We start from the raw sequence: 19,704 nt of genomic DNA, 5'->3' as shown, positions 1-19,704 counted from the left end.
CTTGCCGGTCTGGAAGGTCTCCCACTCCACGGGGAACGTGATGTTCACGTCGGTGTCGTCCAGCTTGGAGATGCCGGACTCGTTCTTCAGCGTGGCCCAGTAGTTGAAGGTCTTGGCGTAGGGCACGCTCACCTCGGTGCGGGTGCCGTCGGAGGCGTAGGCCGTGGACTCGCTCACGGTCTTGCCCGTGTAGTTGTTCACGTTGCCGTAGCGCACATAGGAGTGCACTTCCATATAGGGGCGGGCCACCGACAGGGCGGCGCACTTGCGCACCGTGTCGTAGCGGTAGTCCCGGGACAGGGACTGGGCCTTGTCCTTCTCGGCGGTGTTGACGGCGGAGTTGTCCTGCCAGTCAGCCGTGCGCGCGCCGCGGGTGTCGTAGGCGCCCTTCTGCTTCAGGAACAGGCGGGCGTGCAGAGTCTGGTTGTGCGGGTAGTACCAGTTGTAGTTCCGCGTGCCGTTGCTGCTCGTGGAATAGTAGGTACGGTAGCCGTTCACGCAGGGGGTGAGGGTCTTGTCGGTGCCGTTGACGAACAGGCCCGCCGCCGACCAGCTGTTGTTGTAGCTGGCGGTGTTGCCCACGGAGTTGTACCAGTCGGCCTTGCCCGTGGCGGTCACCGTGAGCTCGCCGATGGCGTCGGCGGGGTCGGCGGGGTCGGCGGGGCCGGGATAGCCATTGTTGGTCGGGCTGGCCGGCACCTTGGCGTCCTTGTTCCACGAGGCGTCCGAAGCCGCCGGGCTGCTGTTGCCCGTCGTATTGCCGTTGGCATCCTGCACCACCCAGTCCTCGGCCGCGGCGGAGTTCTGCTGGCCGGGGCGCCAGGAGGGCTCCAGCGAATCGTAATGGAAGTCCACCTGGTACAGGTAGCAGTCGTCGATGGTGTAGGCCGTGGTGTTCTGGTAGATGGGGCCGGTGTAGTTCGCCGCGGTGTAGGCATCGCTCTTGCCGGCCACGGTGGGCACCGTGGTCGTGGCATCGTAGCCCGCGTCGCCCGAGGGGGTGCGCACGAGGCCCACGGCCTCAAAGCCGTCGATGGTGTTCACCACGGTATCGCCCGCAGCATCGCTGTTCCAGGCGTCGTGGAAGTTCAGGGTGGTGGCCGCGCCGTCGGCGCCGAGGAGCGCAGAATCGGCCGGCACCGTGATGATGAACTTCTCGCCGTTGGGCTGGTAGAAGGTCAGGTCGATGGAGTCCAGGGAGCCCATGGTCTTCAGCGCCGTACCGATTTCCAGCTCGGCGGTCTTGAAGCCGCGCACCACGCCCCGGTAACCGTAGTAGTTGTTGGTGTCCAGGTCGGCGGCGTTGCCGGCGTTGGCCTCGGGGTAGCCCGGGGCCAGCATGGCCTTCGCCTTCATGGACACGCTCTCGATGCGCAGGGACAGCGTGGCCTCGTCGGAACGGGCCCGGGTGGCGTTGCGCAGGGTGAAGGTGTAGCCGGCGCCGTCGGCCTTGTTGGCCACCGACACCGTGGCGGAGTTGCCCGAGCCCAGGGTGCCGTTGTCGGTGCCGTTGGTCACGCCGTTGCTCACCCATTCGGGCGTGGAGGAGCTGGTCGCGCCGGTGGTCGGGCGGCTGGCGGCATCCTTGAAGGCCGTGGCCTCCGAGGCGCCCAGGTACTTGTCCACCACGAGCTTCTTCTCCGAGGCGCGGTCGATGTTGCCGTAGAAGCTCGACAGCGGGAAGTAGTACATGGTGGAGGCCATGCGGTTGTCGTAGCTGGTGTTCACGGTGCCGCCGGCCACGGCCGTAGGCGTGCCGTGGGTGCGCACGTCGCCGTAGATGCGGGCCGTGAGCGTGGTGTTGCTGCCCGCCTTGGCCGGGGTCAGGCCGTCGGCCGGGTACTCCTCGTACAGCTCGGCGGCCATGGAGTTGTACAGCAGGCGCACGTTGGCGATGACCTCGTAGTCGAAGGCGCCATCCGCATCCTCGCGCAGCTTGATGGAGGCGCCGGCGTCCTTCAGGGCCGCAAGGCCGGCCTCGGTCAGGGGCAGGTGCGCGATGGCCTCGTCCACCGAGGCGCCGTCGGTGCCGGCGGCCGTGGTGAAGTCGATGGCGGTACCGCCGTTCTTGACCAGCAGTTCGATGGTGGCGTCGTCCAGGGTGACCGTGGCCACGGGCGCCGTCACGGTCTTGGAGCCGTCGGAGAGGCGGGTGACCTCCACCTCGCCGGTGGCGGCGTTCACCGAGCGGCGGTACTTCTGGCCGTCGGTCCCGGTGAAGTCCTCGGAGGAGGCGTGGGGCACCACCGTGGAACAGCCGTAGAGCCACAGCTTGCTCACCGTGCCGGCGCGGTTGGTCCACTTGGTGCTTGTCACCGTGGTGTCGGCCGGCAGCTTGGTGCGGGTGGCGTCGCCGTCGCGGTAGCGGTAGTAGCCGTCGATCTGCAACTCGTCGGCGATGAAGCCGCGGGCCTGCTCCACGATCTCGTTCGTGGCCCGCTGGTAGGTGCCGTTGGCGTCCTTGGTCACCTTCATCATGGACACGCCGTCGATGGCCAGGTCCAGGTATCCGTTTTCGGCCGTGGACTTCGACTTGTTGGTGAGGATGTACTCGTACCAGGCGTCCTCGCGCGGGTTATCGCTCGTCTTATCGGGGGCGGCCAGGGTGTCGGTGAAGCGCGGGGTGGCGTGGTCCTGGCCCACCTTCCAGCCCTCCCCTTCCCCGTTGCCGAAGTCGAGGTAGCTGAAGTCGCCCTCGCCCCAGCGGTAGGGCACATTGGTGATGGGGCGGTACAGGGTGCCGCCGATGACCTGGCTGTCCACCTTGTTGCCGGCGGTATCCAGCGTGTAGGTGAGCGGGCGGTGGGTGGTCTGGTCCACCTCGATGTTGCCCTCGCCGGTCTTGCCGCCGGTCCAGTTGAAGTAGGTCTGGATCTCCGGCTCGGCCGTCAGGGGGTTCATCTTGGCGTAGTCGCCGTCGATGGTGCGGGTGTACTTGTTGGCGTTCCAGCTCTCGGTCTTGTACTCGGTGGAGAACTGGCCGTCCAGGCTCATGACCGTGGCGCGGGTGGGCACGCCGTGCATCTCGATGACGGCGGCGTCGGCGGCCGTGGGATCGGCCTGGGTCACCTTGGCGGCGAAGCCGGGCAGGTGGAAGGTGACGCGGGTCACGTACAGCTCGTCTTTGCACGCGGTATGGTTCGGGTTGGCGGCATCGTCGTTGTGGTCGATGCCGTCTTTGGCCGTGCAGCCGTCGTCGTGGGCAAGCCAGGCCTCGCTCGGAATGGAGACGACCCAGTTGCCCGCGGCGTCGCGGGTCACGTAGTCGGCCAGGGCCAGGGGCTGGTACTTCGCCGTCCCGTCGGCGTGGGTGAACACCTTCTCGCCGGTGGGGTTGCCGTCGCCATCGGTGTAGGAAGCCGTGGTGTCGGCCGCGCCGCCCATCTGGTGGATGGGCTTGGCCGGCACCGTGGGCACCGTGATGGTCTCGGCGGCGAAGGAGCCGTCGCCCTGCATGCGGTTCACGCTCGTGGTGCGCGAGAAGGTGGTGTCACCGCGGCCCACGGCGTAGATGTCCACCGTGTAGCCGGCGAGCATTGCCTTCACATCGCTCTCGCCCATCGCCTTCAGGCCCGCCAGGTCGGCCTCGGGGGCGATGAAATCGCTCTGATGCTCGAAGTCGCCCTCGCCGGCGCGGGCCGCCGCGGCCTTCGCATCGGCCATGGGACCGGCCAGGATGGCGGCCAGGGCCGGGCCGTTCACGTACAGCGTCTTGGCATCGAAGCCGCGCCACTGGCCGTCCACCAGCTCGCCGTAGATGGCATGGTTGCCGGACGGATCACCGCCGTCGTAGTTGGCCACGCCGCCCACCACGTTGCCCGTGGAGCCCGTGGTGCCGAAGCTGGCGCCCTTGTCGTCGCCGGCGGCCACATAGCCGGTGCCCAAGGTCACGCGGGCGGAGTCCAGGGCGTAGTTGGAGTTGTTGGTCAGCGGGAAGCGCCAGCCGGAGTTCATGGAGCCCATGAGGGTGTCGATGGGCGTGTTCGGCGTCGCGGTGTCCGACCACTCCATGTTGGCGGTGACATCGCCGGCCTTGTCGGCGTACAGGAAGGTGTAGGAGTCGATGCGCGGCTTGATGGGGTCCACCTCGGCCACCAGGGTGGCGGCGTCGATGCGGTCCATGCCGTTGGAGCGGTCGTAGGCCGCGATGTACCCGTCATAGCGGTTGCTGCCCAGGGCCTTGCGAGCGATGGCCGCCTCGCCGAATTTGTCGGCCGTCTTCTCCTGGAGGATGCTGCCGCCGGCGATCTCGTCGCTCCACTGGCCGTACATATCGGCCGTGTGATCCCAGGTGCCGGCGCTCTGGAAGGCGCCGGCCAGGGTGCCAGCGGCCGCGCCGTCCAGCAGCGTGCTATCGAGCACCGTGGCGCTGTTGGCGTCGTAGTCGGTGTTGAACACCGACTCCAGCTTCACGTTCTTGTCCACCACGTCGGTGCGGCCGAGCACGTCGATGGCCGCGTTGGCGTCCTCGCGCACACCCGCATTGAAGTGGGCCACGTCCACGCGCAGGTTGTGGAAGTAGCCGTCGTTCCACAGGGAGGCGGGCATGACCAGGTTGCCGTCGGTATCGTAGGAGGCGCCGCGGGCAACAGCCGTATCCAGGGTAAAGGTATAGGTGATGGTCACCGCCCCTGCGGTGGTCTCGTCCTTGACCCAGGTGGTGCCGTCGGTACGGGTGGTCGTCGTGCGCGTGGTACCGTCGGCCAGCGTCTCGGTGGCGGTGACGTCACCTGCTTCCGCTACCGGCTCGTCCCAGACGGTCGCTCCCGCTGGGTCGGCCTCCCCGTCGTCGGCGCTGCCATCGGCGCCGCTGTCGCCCTCCCCCGCCGGGGCCGCCACCTTGCGCGGCACGGCGGTGATGGCGATGGTCTTCACGGCGTTGCCGGGGCGCCCATCGGCCCGGGCCTCCATGCGGTTCCACGTGGCCGCCTCCAAGAGCCCCTTCGACAGGCTCAGGTACTTCGCATCGAAGGTGCGCTTTACGTTGGCGTAGTCGTCCGTCTCGGCGGCGGGCACGTCCTCGGAGGGCATGACGCCCACGTTCAGGTAGCTGTCGAACATCTCGTAGTCGCGGTCGTAGATGTTATGGTCGGGGGCCCACACCGAGTTCGCATAGGTGTTGGAGGTGACGGTGGTGGGATTGGCGTAGTTGGTATAGGTGAAGCGCCAGCCCGCGCCGTAGTAGCGCAGGTAGGCCGTCGTGGTGTCGTGCAGCTTGCCGTCGGGCGGGATCGTGCCCACCGACACCCCGTCGTCGGTCAGAGCGCCCATGGGCTTGGCGTTGTCGGCGAAGTAGGCCTTGGCCACCACCTTCTGGCTGGAGGCCGGCGTATGGGCGAACAGGTCGCCGTAGTCGGTGGAGCGGGTCATCTCGCTGAACGCGTTCACATCGTACTCGTTATGGTGGCTGCTGTTCTCGGTGCCCTGGTTGTTGCCCTCGTAGAGGTTGTTCCAGTTGGCGTTGCCGTAGGTGGTGCGGAAATCGGTTTCCATGCGCACGATATCGTAGTAGAAGTCGCGGTACTGGTCCACCGTGGCACCGTCGGCGCCCTCCCAGCCGTGGTTCACGCACCAGGTGTCCTTCACGGTGCGCACCTTGTTGGCGTCGGGCGAGTCGATGGTGTAGCCGAAGAAGTCCACGTAAGGCTCGTCGCCCGTGATGCGCTTGTAGTCCTTCAGCGCCGGGTCCTTCGACTGCTCGCGGGTGAGGTCGTTCTGATAGTAGCCGTAGTCGATCACCAGGCCCGCCAGGTCGCCGGACACCCACATGGTGCAGTCCAAGAGCACATCGCCGTCGGCGGAAATCGCAAGCCCCGGAGCCTCGCCGGCGGCAATGTCCTGCTCTTCCCTCACAATCGGGTTGCCGTCGCCGTCAGTTGCCACATTGCCGTTCTCGTCGCGCTCGTAGACAAGGTGCTTTCCCTGGAACCAGGCGCTCACCTGCTCGCCGGTGTAGGTGGTGGTGAACACGGGCGAGGCGGCGGCCAGGCCGGTGCGGCTGATGGGCGACTGGGGGATGGCGCTGGTGTTGCCGATCCACGAGGCGGCCTTGCCGTCGCGCGCGTACCAGCTCAGGGTGATGGACTTGATGGAGCCCTCGCCGCTGACGGGATCCACGCCCGCCTCGAACATGCCCCTGGACAGGGCCAGGCGCGTGGTGCGGAAGCCAACGTTGCCCAGCAGTGCCGGCGCGTTGGTGTCGGAAAGGGGCAGGATATCGCCCAGGGTCACCTTCGCGCCGTGCTCCATGGCGTAGCGCGACTTGTTGGACAACAGGGCGCGGTAGCCCACGGCCTCATCGCGCCAGTAGGCCCGCGGCTGGCTGTTCCAGTTGTAGCCCGTGATGACGTTGTGGTTGCTCGCGTCCTGGGCGTTGCGCTGGGAGGTAACCTCCGGCGCGTTGCCCACCAGGGTGCCCACGGTCTGGGTCGGCGAGTTCTTCTTCTCGTACTTGTCCAGGTCGCCGAAGGCCTTGTTGGCCACATCGGCGTCCTTGTAGCTGTACAGGGCCACCACCGGGCGCACCGGCGGCAGGGCCACGTTCAGGCGGGCGCTGGCCGTATAGGTGTAGGGGGCGTTGCCGCCCATGGACGCCGTCTTGGAAAGTGTCGTGGAATTGTAGGCGCCGGCCGAGGCGTTCCAGTAGTAGTTGCGGCCCAAGGTGGCGCCGAAGGTGTTGTAGGCCGGGGCCGTCCAGTTGCCGGTGCCCGGGGTGGTGGCCTCGCTCACGCTGTAGGTGTAGTTCTGGAACAGCTGGTTGCGCAGGTTCGCATAGGTGGTGAAGTCGCCGTTAAGGCCGCGGACCTTGAAGGCCGGGTCGCCGTTGATGACCGGCGTGCCGTAGCTCGCGCTCGTGGAATCGGTGTCGTACTTGTTGTTGGAGTTCCACCAGCTGGTGATCCAGTCGGTGCGGAAGGTGGCCCGCAGGTCCCAATTGGTCCAGCGGTAGGTGCCCTCGCCCCAGTACTCCACATAAGCGCCCATGTCGTTGGTGGTCTGGGCGGCGAAATCGCGCAGATGCATCTCCAGGTTGCGGTAGTACTCGTGGTTCCACAGGGCGGCCATGAAGACAACGTCGCCGTCGGCCTGGCGGTACATGACCACCTCGCCGTCGCTGTCCTTCGCCTCCAGCACATCTCCGTTGAAGGCCACGTTATCGAACAGGTTGCCCTTGCCGCTGGGCAGGGCCACGGCGTTGTCGAAAGTGACCGCGTCAAGAGCCGCCTGGTTCGCCACCGCGGCGAATGTCCGCAGGTCGGCGCCGTCGATGGTCAGGCTGGCGTCGGAGGTGGCCGGCTCTTGGGTGGCCCCGTCGTAGGGACGCCAGTACAGGGTGAGGTCCTTCACCGTGGAGCGCTCGAACAGGGCCGCCGACAGGGCGACCTTCTCGGTGTAGTAGTTCACCAGGCCCGCGGGCTTCTTGCCGGCCTTCACCTCCTCGTCGTCCTTGTTGTTCACGAAGGGAATCTTGGACGTGGCGAAGTAGGCCTTGCGCATGCGGAAGTGGCCGTCGGCGCCCGTGAGGTTCGTGCCCTCCTTCTGGGCGAAGTCGGTCATGGCCTTGTCGGTGGCGCTGTTGTTGGACAGGGTGAAGCGGAAGCCGCTTCCCTCCTCCTCGTAGTAGCCGTTGGTATAACCGCTCGTGGTGCCGTTCACGAAGTTGCTCGTGGTCTCGGTGAGCTTGAGCGAGCCGCCGAGGGCCGTCTCCTGGGCCGTGCCGTCGGTGTGGTCGTCGTAGCCCGCCGAGGCGGTGGCGTCCTCGGAGCGCATGAAGGTCTCGGCCTTGATGCGCTCGTCCACCTCGTAAGGGCGTCCCATGAGCCAGGCCGTGGCCGCGCCGTTGTGGTAGGCGTTGGCACCCTTCCAGTAGGGGTTCCAGCTGGCCACGCAGCGCTTGAACTGCGGCATGTAGGAGTTGTAGCGGCTCGTGATGGCGCTGTAGTTGCCGGCGTTGGCCACGCACCAGTTGTGGGCCGCGGAGCCGGGCCAGGTCATGCACTGCACGTAGTCGCCCACGCGGGTATAACCGGAACCGTAGGCCGAGGGGGTGCGGGAGTTCCAGGCCCACACGTTGGGCCAGCTGCCCCAGGCGTAGCCGCCCTTGTTGGTGCCGTAGGGGCGGGTGGGCTCGTCGCGGTCGTAGTGCCAGCCCTGGTAGTCGTAGGTGCAGCCGAACCAGGAGGACAGGGGCATGTCGCGCACGTTGTTGGCCTCGCCCCACACATCCACGAAGGCGTCGTAGGTCTTGGTGGTGCTGTCGGCGGCCAGGCCCGTGTTCGGGTCCACGGAGTTGAAGCGCACCACCACGTTCAGCACGTAGCCCTGCTTCCACTCGTCCCAGGGAATGATGAGGGAGCCGTCGGAATCGTAGGCCTTCGTGGCCTTGGTCGCGTCGTAGGCGGGATTGCCCACGGCATTGCCGGCGGAATCCACCTCGCCGCGCAGGTAGGCGTAGGGCAGAATCACGCGAGTCTTGGCCGGGGCCGCCGCCAGGGGCAGCTTAGTGGCCGTCGGCTCGTAGAAGGTAACTTCCACCTCCTTGATGTCGGAGCTTGCGCGCAGGGCCTTCGAGATCATGATGTTCTTGGTCTGGAAGCCGCGCACGGCGTTCTCGTAGTCCTCCACATCATCGGTGCCGGGCACCAGCTCCCAGGACACTTCGGTGCCCTGGGGCTTGATGCGGCCGTAGGTGACGCTGGAGTCCGTGGAGTTCACCCAGTACTTGGTGCCCTCGGTGCCGATCTGCAGCTCGCTCTCGAACATGGTGCGGGCGCCGTTGGACACGTTGAAGCGGTAGGCCGCGCCGTCCTCGCCCCACCAGGCCTTGGTCTGGCTGCTCATGCCCGTGATGTTGGTGGTGGCCGCCATGGCGGCCACGGACCGCTTGGCTGCCGCGTCGTAGGTCTCCCCCGCCGCGGGTTCAACGGCCTTGAAGTAGGTGTGGGCCTCCAGGCCGATGTTGGGCTGGCCGCCGATGGCGTACAGGTTCGCCTTGTCGCGGGCGAAGGTGCGCACGCCGTCGGAGTTCACGCCGTCGTTGGCACCGGTGGCGCCGTTGTTGGAACCGGAGATGTGGGACCAGTCGGCATCCGGGTACAGGGCCTTGAACTCGGAGTCGGCGTCCACGACCACGTAGTAGTTGCCCACGTAGGCGTAGCGGCCGAGGAACTGTTTATCGATGCGCGACGAGCTCGTGCCCGGGTTACCGCCGCCCCAGCAGCCCCAGCCGTGGGTCTGGCCCACGTGCACCACGTTATAGCTGTCGCCGTAGGCATAGACGTCGTCGGACTCGGCGTAGTAGGGGTCGGTGGCGTTGTTCACGTTCGGCGAGTCGATGCCGTAGCCGAACAGGTCCACGTAGGCGTTATCGGTCACGGTCAGGTGCGCATCCACCTTCTTGAACGTCACCTCGAAGTAGAAGGCGTCGTTGCCGAACCAGCCCTCGGTGGCCGGGATGTTGATGTTCTCGCCGTCCCATGTGCCGTCGGCCTTGACCCCCATCCACTTCTGCTGGATCTGCTCCCAGGTCCACGTGCTCTTCACGGCACCCGCCGTGCCCACCACATGCGAGCCGCCCGAGGTGTACTTGGTAAAGGCCGGCACCGAGTGAATGGTGACCGACTCGATCTCGGAGGAGGCGATAAGCCCGGCCGAAAGGGTCAGGTAGGTGGTGTGATAACCGAGGTTCTTGTCCAGGGCCTCGCCGGGCTTGTCGCCCTTCTTGTGGCCGTCGCCGTCAGAGCCCCATTCTGCCTGGTCCCAGCGGGGAGTCAGGTTGCCGATGGTCAGCTTTGCACCGGTGTACATGGCGTGGTCGGCATCGTTGGTGACCACGGCGCGGTAACCGGCGTTCTCCTCGTTGCGATAGGCCGTGGGCTTCTCGTCGCGCACCTCGGAGGAGGTAATGGGGTACTGCTTGTAGTAGTTACCGCCGCCCTCGGCCGTGAAGCCCTGCTGCTCGCGATAGGTGCCCGAGTTCCACAGGGTGGTCTTGTTCATGTGAATGGTGCTGATGCCGCCGTAGGTGTTCGGCTGCCCCGGCACGATGGTCACGTTGTCGTCGTCGCCGGCGGCCTCTACACCCTGCTTGGCGCCATAGGCACCCATGTTCATAGTCGGGCGGATGGGCGGCAGCACGCTCGTGAGGGCCACGGCACTCGTCCAAGAGCGGGTCCACTCATCGATGGCCTGCTTGGTCTTGAACGTGGAGTTCATCTGGAAGGTGCCCAGGTTGCTCGTGCGGCCCCGCAGCTCTACGTAGGCGTTGGTGGCCTCGTTCACCCACTTGTTGAAGGAGCCGTAGTCCAGCTCCACCGACACGAGGTAGCCGCGGTCCCACAGATCCCAGTCGATGACCCAGTTGCCGTCCTCATAGCGCACCACCGACTTGGACACAGTGGCGCCGCTCTCGTCGGTCACGTCCTTGGTGAACCAATCGGGCACGGCCACGGTACCCGAGGCGAAGGTGCCCTCCGTGTAGCCCTTCCAGTTGGCATCGCCCGGCTTGGTCACCGTGATGCGGGCCTGGTAGATGTACTCCACCAGCTCGTGGAGGCTGATCTCCTTGAGGGTGCCCTTGCCGCCGTCGGTGATGTCGTAATAGGTGATCTTCGCATCGATCATCTGACCAGCGTGGGAGGCCTGCTTCTCCCCCTCTTCCACGTTGCCCTTCTTGAACAGCTCCGGGGACAGGGTGATGCTGTGGGTCTCGAAGTCCACGAGCTTGTTCGCGTCGGCGGGGTTGCTCGGGTTCTTCAGCACATCGGCCGGCAGGGGCTCCACGGTGAAGCGGGCGCCCTGGGCGATGGCGTACTTGGTGTCGTTGGCCACGTTGATGCGGTAGCCGGAATCCTCGTAGTCGTAGTAGGCCTTGCGCTTGGGCACGTCCACCCGGTCGCTGGTGCCGGGCTTGGTGGCCCAAATCTCGTCCTTACCGGTGGTGGACTTGATGCGCAGGCCGGCGCGGTGGCCCAGAAGCGGGTTGGAGTATCCCTCCGAGGCGTTGTTGGGGCCTAGGTAATCGGTATTGTCGTCCTTCGCGTCCTCGCCGCGCATATCGGAGAAGGCCTTCACGATGGGAGTGCCGTCAGCGGGGTACGGGGCGCCGTTGAGCACGCCCTCGGAATCCACGGCCGTGTCCCACTTGGGATTCTCGTAGTTGGTGGAGAAGATGCCGCCGATCTCCATCTCGGCCTTGTTCACCACGGTGCCGTAGATGTCCAGGTAGCCGCCATCGTTCAAGGTCAGGCCGCTGCCGAAGTGCACGAACTCCTGCTCCAGGCCGCGCAGGTAGTAGTTGCCGGCCTTCCAGGGAGCGCAGTCGGCCAGGGTCACCACAATGGTGCCGTCGTCGGCCAGAGACAGGCCGTAGGTAGACACCTTGGCGTCGTGGGCCTTGTGCAGCTCGGCATCCACGGTGGCGTCATCGGCACCGGCGAAGGAGGGGTTGGCAATGCGGAAGGCATCGCGGTCCTCCTCGGTGAACAGGCCGAGCAGGGCCCGGAAGGCGATGCCGGGCACCGTCAGGGTCGTCGGTGTCTGGAGGTTCGAGGTGTTGGTGGCGTCGAAGACCTCCAGGGTCAGCGTGTCGGGAATGCCGCCGCGGCGCACGTTCTTCTCCACGGCCACGGCATCGGGGCAGTCGGCCGTGTGCACGTGGGCCATGCTGCAGGTGTTCGACTCGTACACAGTCATGAGCTTGGTCTGCCACAGGGCCGGGGAAATGGCGATGTGGGAGGCCTCGAAGTCGGTGTGCCCCTCGGTGATGTAGGGGATCTTCTTGTCCACGGTCTCGGTGGAGTCCGTGGGCGCGCCGGCGCCCATGCTGTCCTTCAGCACCACGCCGGCCTTGATGACGGCGTTGCCGATATCGTAGGCCGAATCGTTGGCCACGGTGATGCGCCAGCCGCTGCCCGGGTCGCCGATGTAGCCCTCGAAGAGCTTGTCGTGGCCGGCGTCGTCTTTCTCCACCACAGGCGTCAGCAGGCTCATGTCGGTAACCGGGTAGCTGTCGCCCACGAACTCGGTGACGTTGTAGGCGAACAAGTCGCCGCGCCTCACGCCGGTCACGGTGTTGCCGTCGGCATCGGTGCCGCGGTGGTAGATGTTTTTGTTGCCGTCGCGGTGGTAGGACAGCACGCCCACGGCCGGGTCGATGTCCACGGTGCGCTCCACCTGCTCGGTAACGGTATAGGTGAACCAGCCGTCGGCCACGTATCCGCGGTGGCCGTCCGGGTTCTCGTACTCGTCCACCTCCACTTTCACGATGGTGACATCACCGGTCACCGGATCGCGCTGCTCCTGGTCCACCATGACCTTGTTGCCCGTGGGCGTAAAGGCGGTGGTGTAGGGCTTGCTGTGCTCCTTGCCCTCGGTATCCTTATACTTGAACAGGTCGCCCACCACGATGCCCTCGTTGCCGGAGCGGTCGGTGTACAGGTCGTTGCCTTCTGCGTCCTTCTTGACCCTCACCTCTACTTCCAGCTTGTCGTTCTCGCCCGCGCCGAAGATGAACCAGCCGTCGGCGATGTAGCCGGTCTTGCCGGCGTTATCGGTGTAGAGCGGGTTGCCGTCATCGTCGATCGTGCCCGTGGAGACCAGCTTCTTGCCGCCGGCCCACTGCTCGGTCACCAGGTCGAAGAGATAGTCCTCGGTCACCTCGCGGCTCTGGGGCTCCTCGTAGACGAATTTGTCGTCCCGCAGGATGCCGGTGTGGGTGCCGTCGGAATAGCGCTTCGATCCCGTGAGGGACTCCACCTCGAAGATGGGCACCACGCGGGTCTGCACCTCGCCGTTGGCGTCCTCGTAGGTGAACACGCCGCCATCGAGCACGCCGCGCACGCCGTCCTTGTCGGTGTAGAAGGGCAGCATGGTGGCCGCGTCGAAGGGCTTGGTCTGCTCGGTGGTCACCGTGGAGCCGTAGCTGAACACCTTGTCCTTCACGATGCCCTTGTTGCCCGAGGCGTCGGTATAGTAGATGTTGCCGTCGTTGTCGCGCTCGTACTCCAGGTTGCCCACGAAGGCGTTCGGATCACCGGGCACCTTGCTCTCGCGCATGCCCGTGGTGGTCACGGCCAAGTGGTAAGGGGCCTTGCGGGACGTGAAGGAGGCCGTGGCCTTGGCCAGCACGTTGCGGCCCTCCATGGCGGCGGCCAGCTGCTCGTAGTTGGTGGTCAAGGTGCCGGTCATCTCCATGGTGGCCAAGTCCTCGGCCGAGCCCTGCACCTCCACGTACATCTTGCTCGTGCCGATCTCGCTCTTGCCCTTCAGCTCCTCGAAGGACAGGGTCATGGACACGAAGTAGCCGGCACCGAACAGCGCATCGCTCCAGTCCTCGGGAATGAGCACAACGCCGTTCTTGGTCCAGGTGGCGATGTCGTCGGGCTCCTGATCGGCGATGACGTTGCCCTTGATGTCGACGAACTTGCCGTCGGCGTTCTTCTTCCACACCTCCTGGCCGCCCACGGTGTAGGCAGCACGGGCCCGCAAGAGCTCGCGCAGGTCGCGCTCTCCCTGAGCCGTGTCGGGGTTCAGGGTGTACACGGCGTGCTTGTTCGTGTACAGTGCCCCGTCCTTCACGCGGTAGGTGATGTCGATCTTGTTCAGGATGCCGTTATCGAGTAGGCCCTGGTTGATGCCGACACGCTCCGTGGTGAAGCCGGCGGCCTCGGCCGCGCCGTAGGTGTTGCCCACGGTGAAGGAGGCGGGCTCCATCTTCGACATGGAGTTGTTGCTCACCTGGAAGCGCCAGCCCGACCCGGTGCGGGACAGGATGGGCTGCTTGTTCACATCGTTGGGGCCGATGGCCGACTTCTCGTCGTAGAGCTTCGCGGCCATAGACACGGCCGTGGCGCTCACCTGGGGCGTCGGCGAGAGAGCCGAGGTGAAGGTGGCCTGGGAGCGATCGGAGACCTCCACCGAGGAGGCGTACTTCTGGGCCGCCTGGTTCCAGGTGCGCTTGCCGTACTGCACCTCCACCGCGTTGCGGTAGTCGGCCAAGGGCAGCGTCATGGTGCCGGTGACGCGCACGGTCACGGGCAGCACGATGTTGGCCGCCACGGGAGATTCCATGACCATGCGGATGCCGCCGGTGAAGTTCTTCAGGTCGGTCTTGTCCGTGACGGACAGATCGGTGAGCCCGGGGATGGGGCTGATCTGGCGAGCGGCCAGCATAGACGCGATGGAGGTGGCCTTGTCCTCGCCGCCGAGGCGGTAGATGTGGCGGTAGCGGGTAACCGGCTCGCCCTCCTCGTCGGTGCCGGCGTCGTAGGACTCGGTGCGCACGTATTCGGGGGTGCCGATGTTCACCCAGTAGTAGTCGTCCTCCTCGTTGGCGCTCTCGTCGCCGGGGTCCTTCTCGGCGGGCACGGCCACCTCGAACTGCACGACAGCGCTGTTGCCCCAGTTCGTGTTGTCGAAGCCGTCCAGGAAGTGGCTCTCGTCGGTATCGAAGTAGCGGGATAGCGGCTCCATGTCGCTATGGTAGTCGTTGTCGCCGGTGCCCATGGTGCGGGCCGAGTCGATCTCGAACTCCAGGTTGTAGAGGCGGAAGTAGTCTGGCAAGGTGTCCATGACGGCCGGGCCGTGGGGCTTGCCGGCATCCTCGGGACGCTCAGCGCCGCCGATGCTGCCCACGTTCTCGCCGTAGAGGGGCATGTTGCCCTGGGAGGTGAAGTTGCCGATCTCGTAGGTGACCGGGTAGCCCAGGTAGCTGTACTTGGTGGAGAGCACCTTCTCGGCCTGCGGGCGCACGGAGGGATTGGCGGTAGAGCCGGTGTACTTGTTCACCGCCAGCTTCTCGCCGGTCAGGCTCGCCTCGGGAATGCCGAAGGGGTAGGCGAACTTCGACACGGCGTCGGACCAGGAGTAGTCGCGGCTCGGCGCATCCACGCCGCTTCCCAAGTGGCCGAAGTAGATGGTGGTCTTGGGGCCGAAGTCCACATAGTGGCCGCGGCCCATGCCGCCATCGGTCTCGGGGATGTTGGTGGTGTAGGGCACGGCCACGATGAAGGAGTACTGGCCGCGGGCCCCCTCCTTCTCCGGAACGCGGCTGTTCGGGTATAGCAGGCCGCCGTCGGCATCGATGACTGTGAAGTTCACGTAGCCCGGCTGGTCGTTCTGGCGATAGGGAATGGAGTGCGTGGTCACCACGGGGTTGTCGTCGTCATCGAAGGTGCCGTCGATGTTGTACTCGTCGTCGCGGCTGTCGTCGATCTCGTAGCGCGAGGTCGTGATGCCCTCGCCGTTCACCTCGGACTTCCACGTCTTCGGACGCTCGGCGGCACGGGTCATGATCTGGTCCAAGTTGCTGAACAGCGTCTTATCCAGATCCTCGTAGTCCTGCTCCAGCCAGTCGGTGGTGTTGTAGATGAGCACGCCGCCCTTGTTCGGCACGCCGACGTACTGGAGCTTCTGGGTATCCCGCGGGCTCGTGAGCGGCTGTGCCGCCCGGGCCAGGGAGGGATCTTTGTCCTTCTCCGAGATGAGCTCGTTGGGATACAGCGTGTTGAACACCGCGCCGTCGGGGCGCTTGCTCGTGGCGGGGTCGTAGAGCCACTGCATGTGGTCCCGCTTCGTCAGGCCGGTGTTGTTGTTGTGCTCGGTGTTGTGCACGCGGATGAAGTACTCCAAGGCGTCGATCTCGGCGGTGCCCGTGGAGGTGTTGGTGGTGGTCACCTTGTACACCATGTAGTTGTAGCGGTCGTAGAGCACGTTGTTGGAGATGGGCTCGTAGGTGGTCTCCCACGTGAGGTTCGTCTTCAACAGGTTGATCTTGCGCACGGTACCGCCGTAGCCCACGCCCATCTGGGCGGTGAAGGTGCCGAACTTGCCGTTCTTCGGATCGGTTCCCGGCGGGTAGAAGTACTTCTCGCCGGAGGGCTGCACGTCGGTGAACACGTGGGCGCGACCGCCGTACTCGATGGTGCCGCCGGCGTTCTCGGGAATGTCGCCGATCATGTTCACGTTCACGTTGGGGGCGCGGGAGAGATGGCCGCCCACGGGGAGCTTCTGGTCGTAGCCGGTGGGGTTGTACACGTTGTTCTCGCCGTGCCACACGAAGATGAGCTCTCCGGTGAAGCCGTAGCTGAAGTTCAGGCCTTCCAGCTGCGGGTAGTCCTTGATGATGTCGTTCAGGTCATCCTGGGCCAGGGTGGCGATGTACTTGTCGAGGCAGACGCGCACGTCCTTGCCGCCGTCGGTGGTGGCGCCGGGCACGCGCAGATACACCGACCAGTTGTTCAGCATGGAGGTGCGGTTCGTGCCGAAATCCACGGAGATGAAGGGGTAGTTGGTCTTGTCGGCAGGGTTGCCGTCCTTGTCGTAGCCGCCGCGGGACCAGGTGCCGTCGTCGTTCTTGTCGCCGCGCCAGTCGGTGTAGTTGTAGGTGGACATAAGGCCGCCGGCCTCGTTCTTGATGAGGTAGGGCACGCGCAGCTCGAACTCGGTGCCCATCTCCTGATAGCCCTCGGCATCCTTCTGGTAGTTGTAGTCCTGGAGCTTCCAGTAGTTCTGCTCGTCGGGCGACAGCGTGGAGATGTCCTCGGGGAAGGAGGCGTCCGAGCGCTGATAGGTGCGCTTGTCCACGGTCTCGGCACTCGCCACGGCTTCGGCCGCCGACGCGAACTTGGTGGCAGCCGTGGTGCTCGGCGTGTAGACGAGGTTGTTGTTGTCGTCGTATTCGTAGGTGCCGTAGTAGCTCGGGCCGTAGGCGCTCCAGCCTCCCATGTAGCCGGTCTGGCCGGAGAACTGGCAGGACAAGGTCAGCTTCGGATGGTTCTTGTCGTTGATGAGATAGGTGTCGGCGCCGGTCTTCTCGTCCTTGCCGAGCGGGGTGCCCATGTCCTGGCACACGAGATTCGGGTTGAAGTTCGAGTTGCCGAGCTGGCCGGCGGTGTTCGGGTTGGGCGCGATGGCCAGCGGTGTCACGCCGAAATCCACGAGGGACATGCCCAGAAGCGCCATGTAGATCTCCAGAAGATCGTAGTCGCCCAGGGCCCCGTCGGCCACGGTCAGCTCGCCGCGGGCCGCCCGATCCAGGGCATCCATGAGCTCGTCCATGGAGTGGATGCCGGCGGCGTCCAGCAGCTTGGTCATCTCGTCGATGACATCCTGGTCGAACTCGCTGTAGCCGGGGCCGACCGCCATGGCGTCGTCCTCAACGGGCTCCTCGGCGACCGGCTCCTCATCGGCGTTGGTGCCTTCGTCGCCCTCGGCTGGCTCGCCCTCGCCCTCGGCCTCGGCCGGCTCTTCGGCATCGGTATCGCCATCGGGCTCAGCGGGCTCGGGTTCGACCGGCTCGGGCTCGGCCGGCTTCGGGAACACTGCGTCTGCGGTGCCCAGCGACAGGATGGCGCAGGACTCCTCGTCGGCCTCCATGGCCTCCGCGTCGCCATCGGCCTCGGCTACGGTCTCCTCCTGAATCGCCTTACTATATAGATAGGACCACAGAGTGAGCTCCGGGGTCTCTGCCTCGTAGGCGCTGCCGTCCTCGGTGAGGGTCAGGGCGCTGGCGGCATAGGGCACGGCCACGTAGAGCACGCGAGTGCCCGAGGCCTCGCCGGTCTCCTCGTCGTGGGAGAGCGTGGCATCGTCGGGCAGCTGGGCATCCTCGGGGGCCGGCACGGCCTCGGGCTGCACTTCGTCGGTCGGATCGTCATCGATGGCCATGAGGTTCTCGAAGCTGATGTCGGCCACGCCTTCGGCCACTTTCTGCACCGGGGCGGTCTCCACTCCAGCCGCGGCCAGGGTCTCAGGGTCGGCCGGATCGATGGAAGCCAACGCCTCGGCGGTGAGGTTGGTGGCGTCGAAGGCCACGATGACGTCGGCGGAAAGGGCGCCGGTGCCCTTAGCGTCCACGGGCATGTCGGACACGCGCAGGGCGTGACCGCGCTCGAGCAGCGCGCCCTCGGCGGCGGTGATGTTCACGAGGAAGGCGGCCCAGCCAGTCCCACCGGCGAGCATCGGGTCGCCCTGGGTGGCCACGGCCGCGCCCACGGTGGCCAGAGGGGCCACGTTGGAGAGCACCACCGAGGCAGCCTCGGCGTTCTCGGCGCGATAGAGAATGGAGTCGGCCGGCTCGACGGGCTCGTCGTCGGCAGCGGCCTCAGCGGAGTCGTCGCCCTCGGCGGCGCCGGCGGCCGCAGCATCGGCAGCCTCCCGCTCGGTCGCAGGGTCGGCGGCGGTGTAGGAGCACACCACGTAGCCGGCGTGGACGGTCACGGCCTCGGCGGCCGGCACGTTCTGGGTGAGCGATGCCGTCAACGAAGGCAGCGGAGTGCCGGCCGGCAGTTGGCCGCGGGTCTCGCGCTCGGTGATGCCGTGCTCGTCCTGCACGCCGTCGTAGCGCAGCACGATGGTGCCGGACAGGCCCGCGGCCAGATCCTCGGCGGTGCGCTTCTGGTACTGGCCCATGTGCTCGGTGTACACCGACCAGCCCACGGGCAGCTCGCCGGCCAGCACGGCGCGCATATCGTCGGCCGCGCCGCCGCGGGCCTTCCACTCCTCCTCGGAGTTGGTGCGCCCGCAGGTGCCGTCGGCGTTCTTATAGAGATAGGGAGCGGCGAAGGTGAGCACCACAGCATCGTCGCTCTCGGAGCCGCCGAGGTAGCCGCCCGCCAGGCTCACGGCCAAGTTGCCGAGAGTGGGGGCCAGCGTCAAGCCGGAGCCGGACACATGGAAGGCATTGTCGGAAGCGCGCAGGCCGCCGGTCACATCAAGGCCGTAGGTGAAGCGCTCGGCCAGAGCGGCCTTAAGCTCCTCCTCAGTGGAAGTGGCGGCGTTCAGCAGCTTGTCCGCCTTCGTCTGCTCAGCTTCCTCGGTCAGGGAGGGCATCACCTTGTCGGCATCGAGCAGATCATTAGGCAGATATGCCTGCATATCTGCCTCGCTGACAGTACTGTCAGCGACCGCGTCGTCCTCGGTGCCTTCGCCGTCCTCGCCCTCCGCGTCAGCCTCGTCGGCACTCTCGTCGGAGGCCTCGTCAGTCCCCTCATCGGCCTGGTCGTCGACCCCATCGTCGGCCGCCTCGTCCTCCGCAGCTGGCGCCGTGGGCACCGGCTCGTCGCCGACGAAGATGGTGCGGGCCTCGGCAATGGACACGGAATTCCAGCTGGTCAGCACCAGCAGCACGGCCAAGGTGCAGGCCAGGACCTTGCCCGAGGGGGTCAGCTGGCGCGGCGCGTTGCGGCTCACGATGCCGTCGCCATTGAAGTCCACCGGAGCCGGCAGGGTCCCGTCGAACCCGCCCTTGGCCTCGGCATCTGCGGCAACGCCACCTGCAACGGCATTTCCCTCCTGGGAGCCGGCGCCCTTGGCGGCGATGTCGCGGGAGAAGGCGCCCTTGCCGGTAAAACGGCCCGTATGCGCCGCGACCGAGGCCTCGGCCTCGACGACCTCGGCGGCCTCGACAACCTCGGCGGCTGCGGCAACGGCGGCGGCCTCCGTCGCGTCCTGGACGTCTGTCGCATCCAGGACGTCCTCGACAGTGGGGGACTCGGCCGCGATAACCCCAGCAGTCTCCGCGGTCTCGGCAGCCCCGTCAGCCTCAGCGACCTCCGCAGTCTCCGCAACCTCGACAGCCCCAGCGGTCTCCGCAACTTCGTCAGCTTTTCGCTGGGAGCGCAGGGTCCTCAGGACGGCGAATACGCCGCCCCGCTGGGCCTTCGGCTCGTTTCCTTCGCGAGTTTCAATGCGCATTTTGCTCAT

1 protein-coding gene (cut by a window edge) is annotated in these 19,704 nt (G+C 66.1%); it reads right to left on the bottom strand.

The genetic code is table 11. The features are described 5' to 3' along the window. A protein-coding gene (locus AAK988_RS06565; RefSeq protein WP_369880526.1) for an SdrD B-like domain-containing protein crosses the window boundary here: on the bottom strand, positions 1-19,704 show its 5' portion. Its footprint begins 54,288 nt before the window's first position; only the first 19,704 of its 73,992 coding nucleotides appear in the window; the start codon lies at positions 19,702-19,704; the stop codon falls past the left edge of the window.

The organism is Adlercreutzia muris (assembly GCF_041223505.1).
GTDB lineage: Bacteria > Actinomycetota > Coriobacteriia > Coriobacteriales > Eggerthellaceae > Adlercreutzia > Adlercreutzia muris.
The sequence above is the reverse complement of the archived record's forward strand: the minus strand, read 5'-3'. Positions and strand labels throughout refer to the sequence as shown.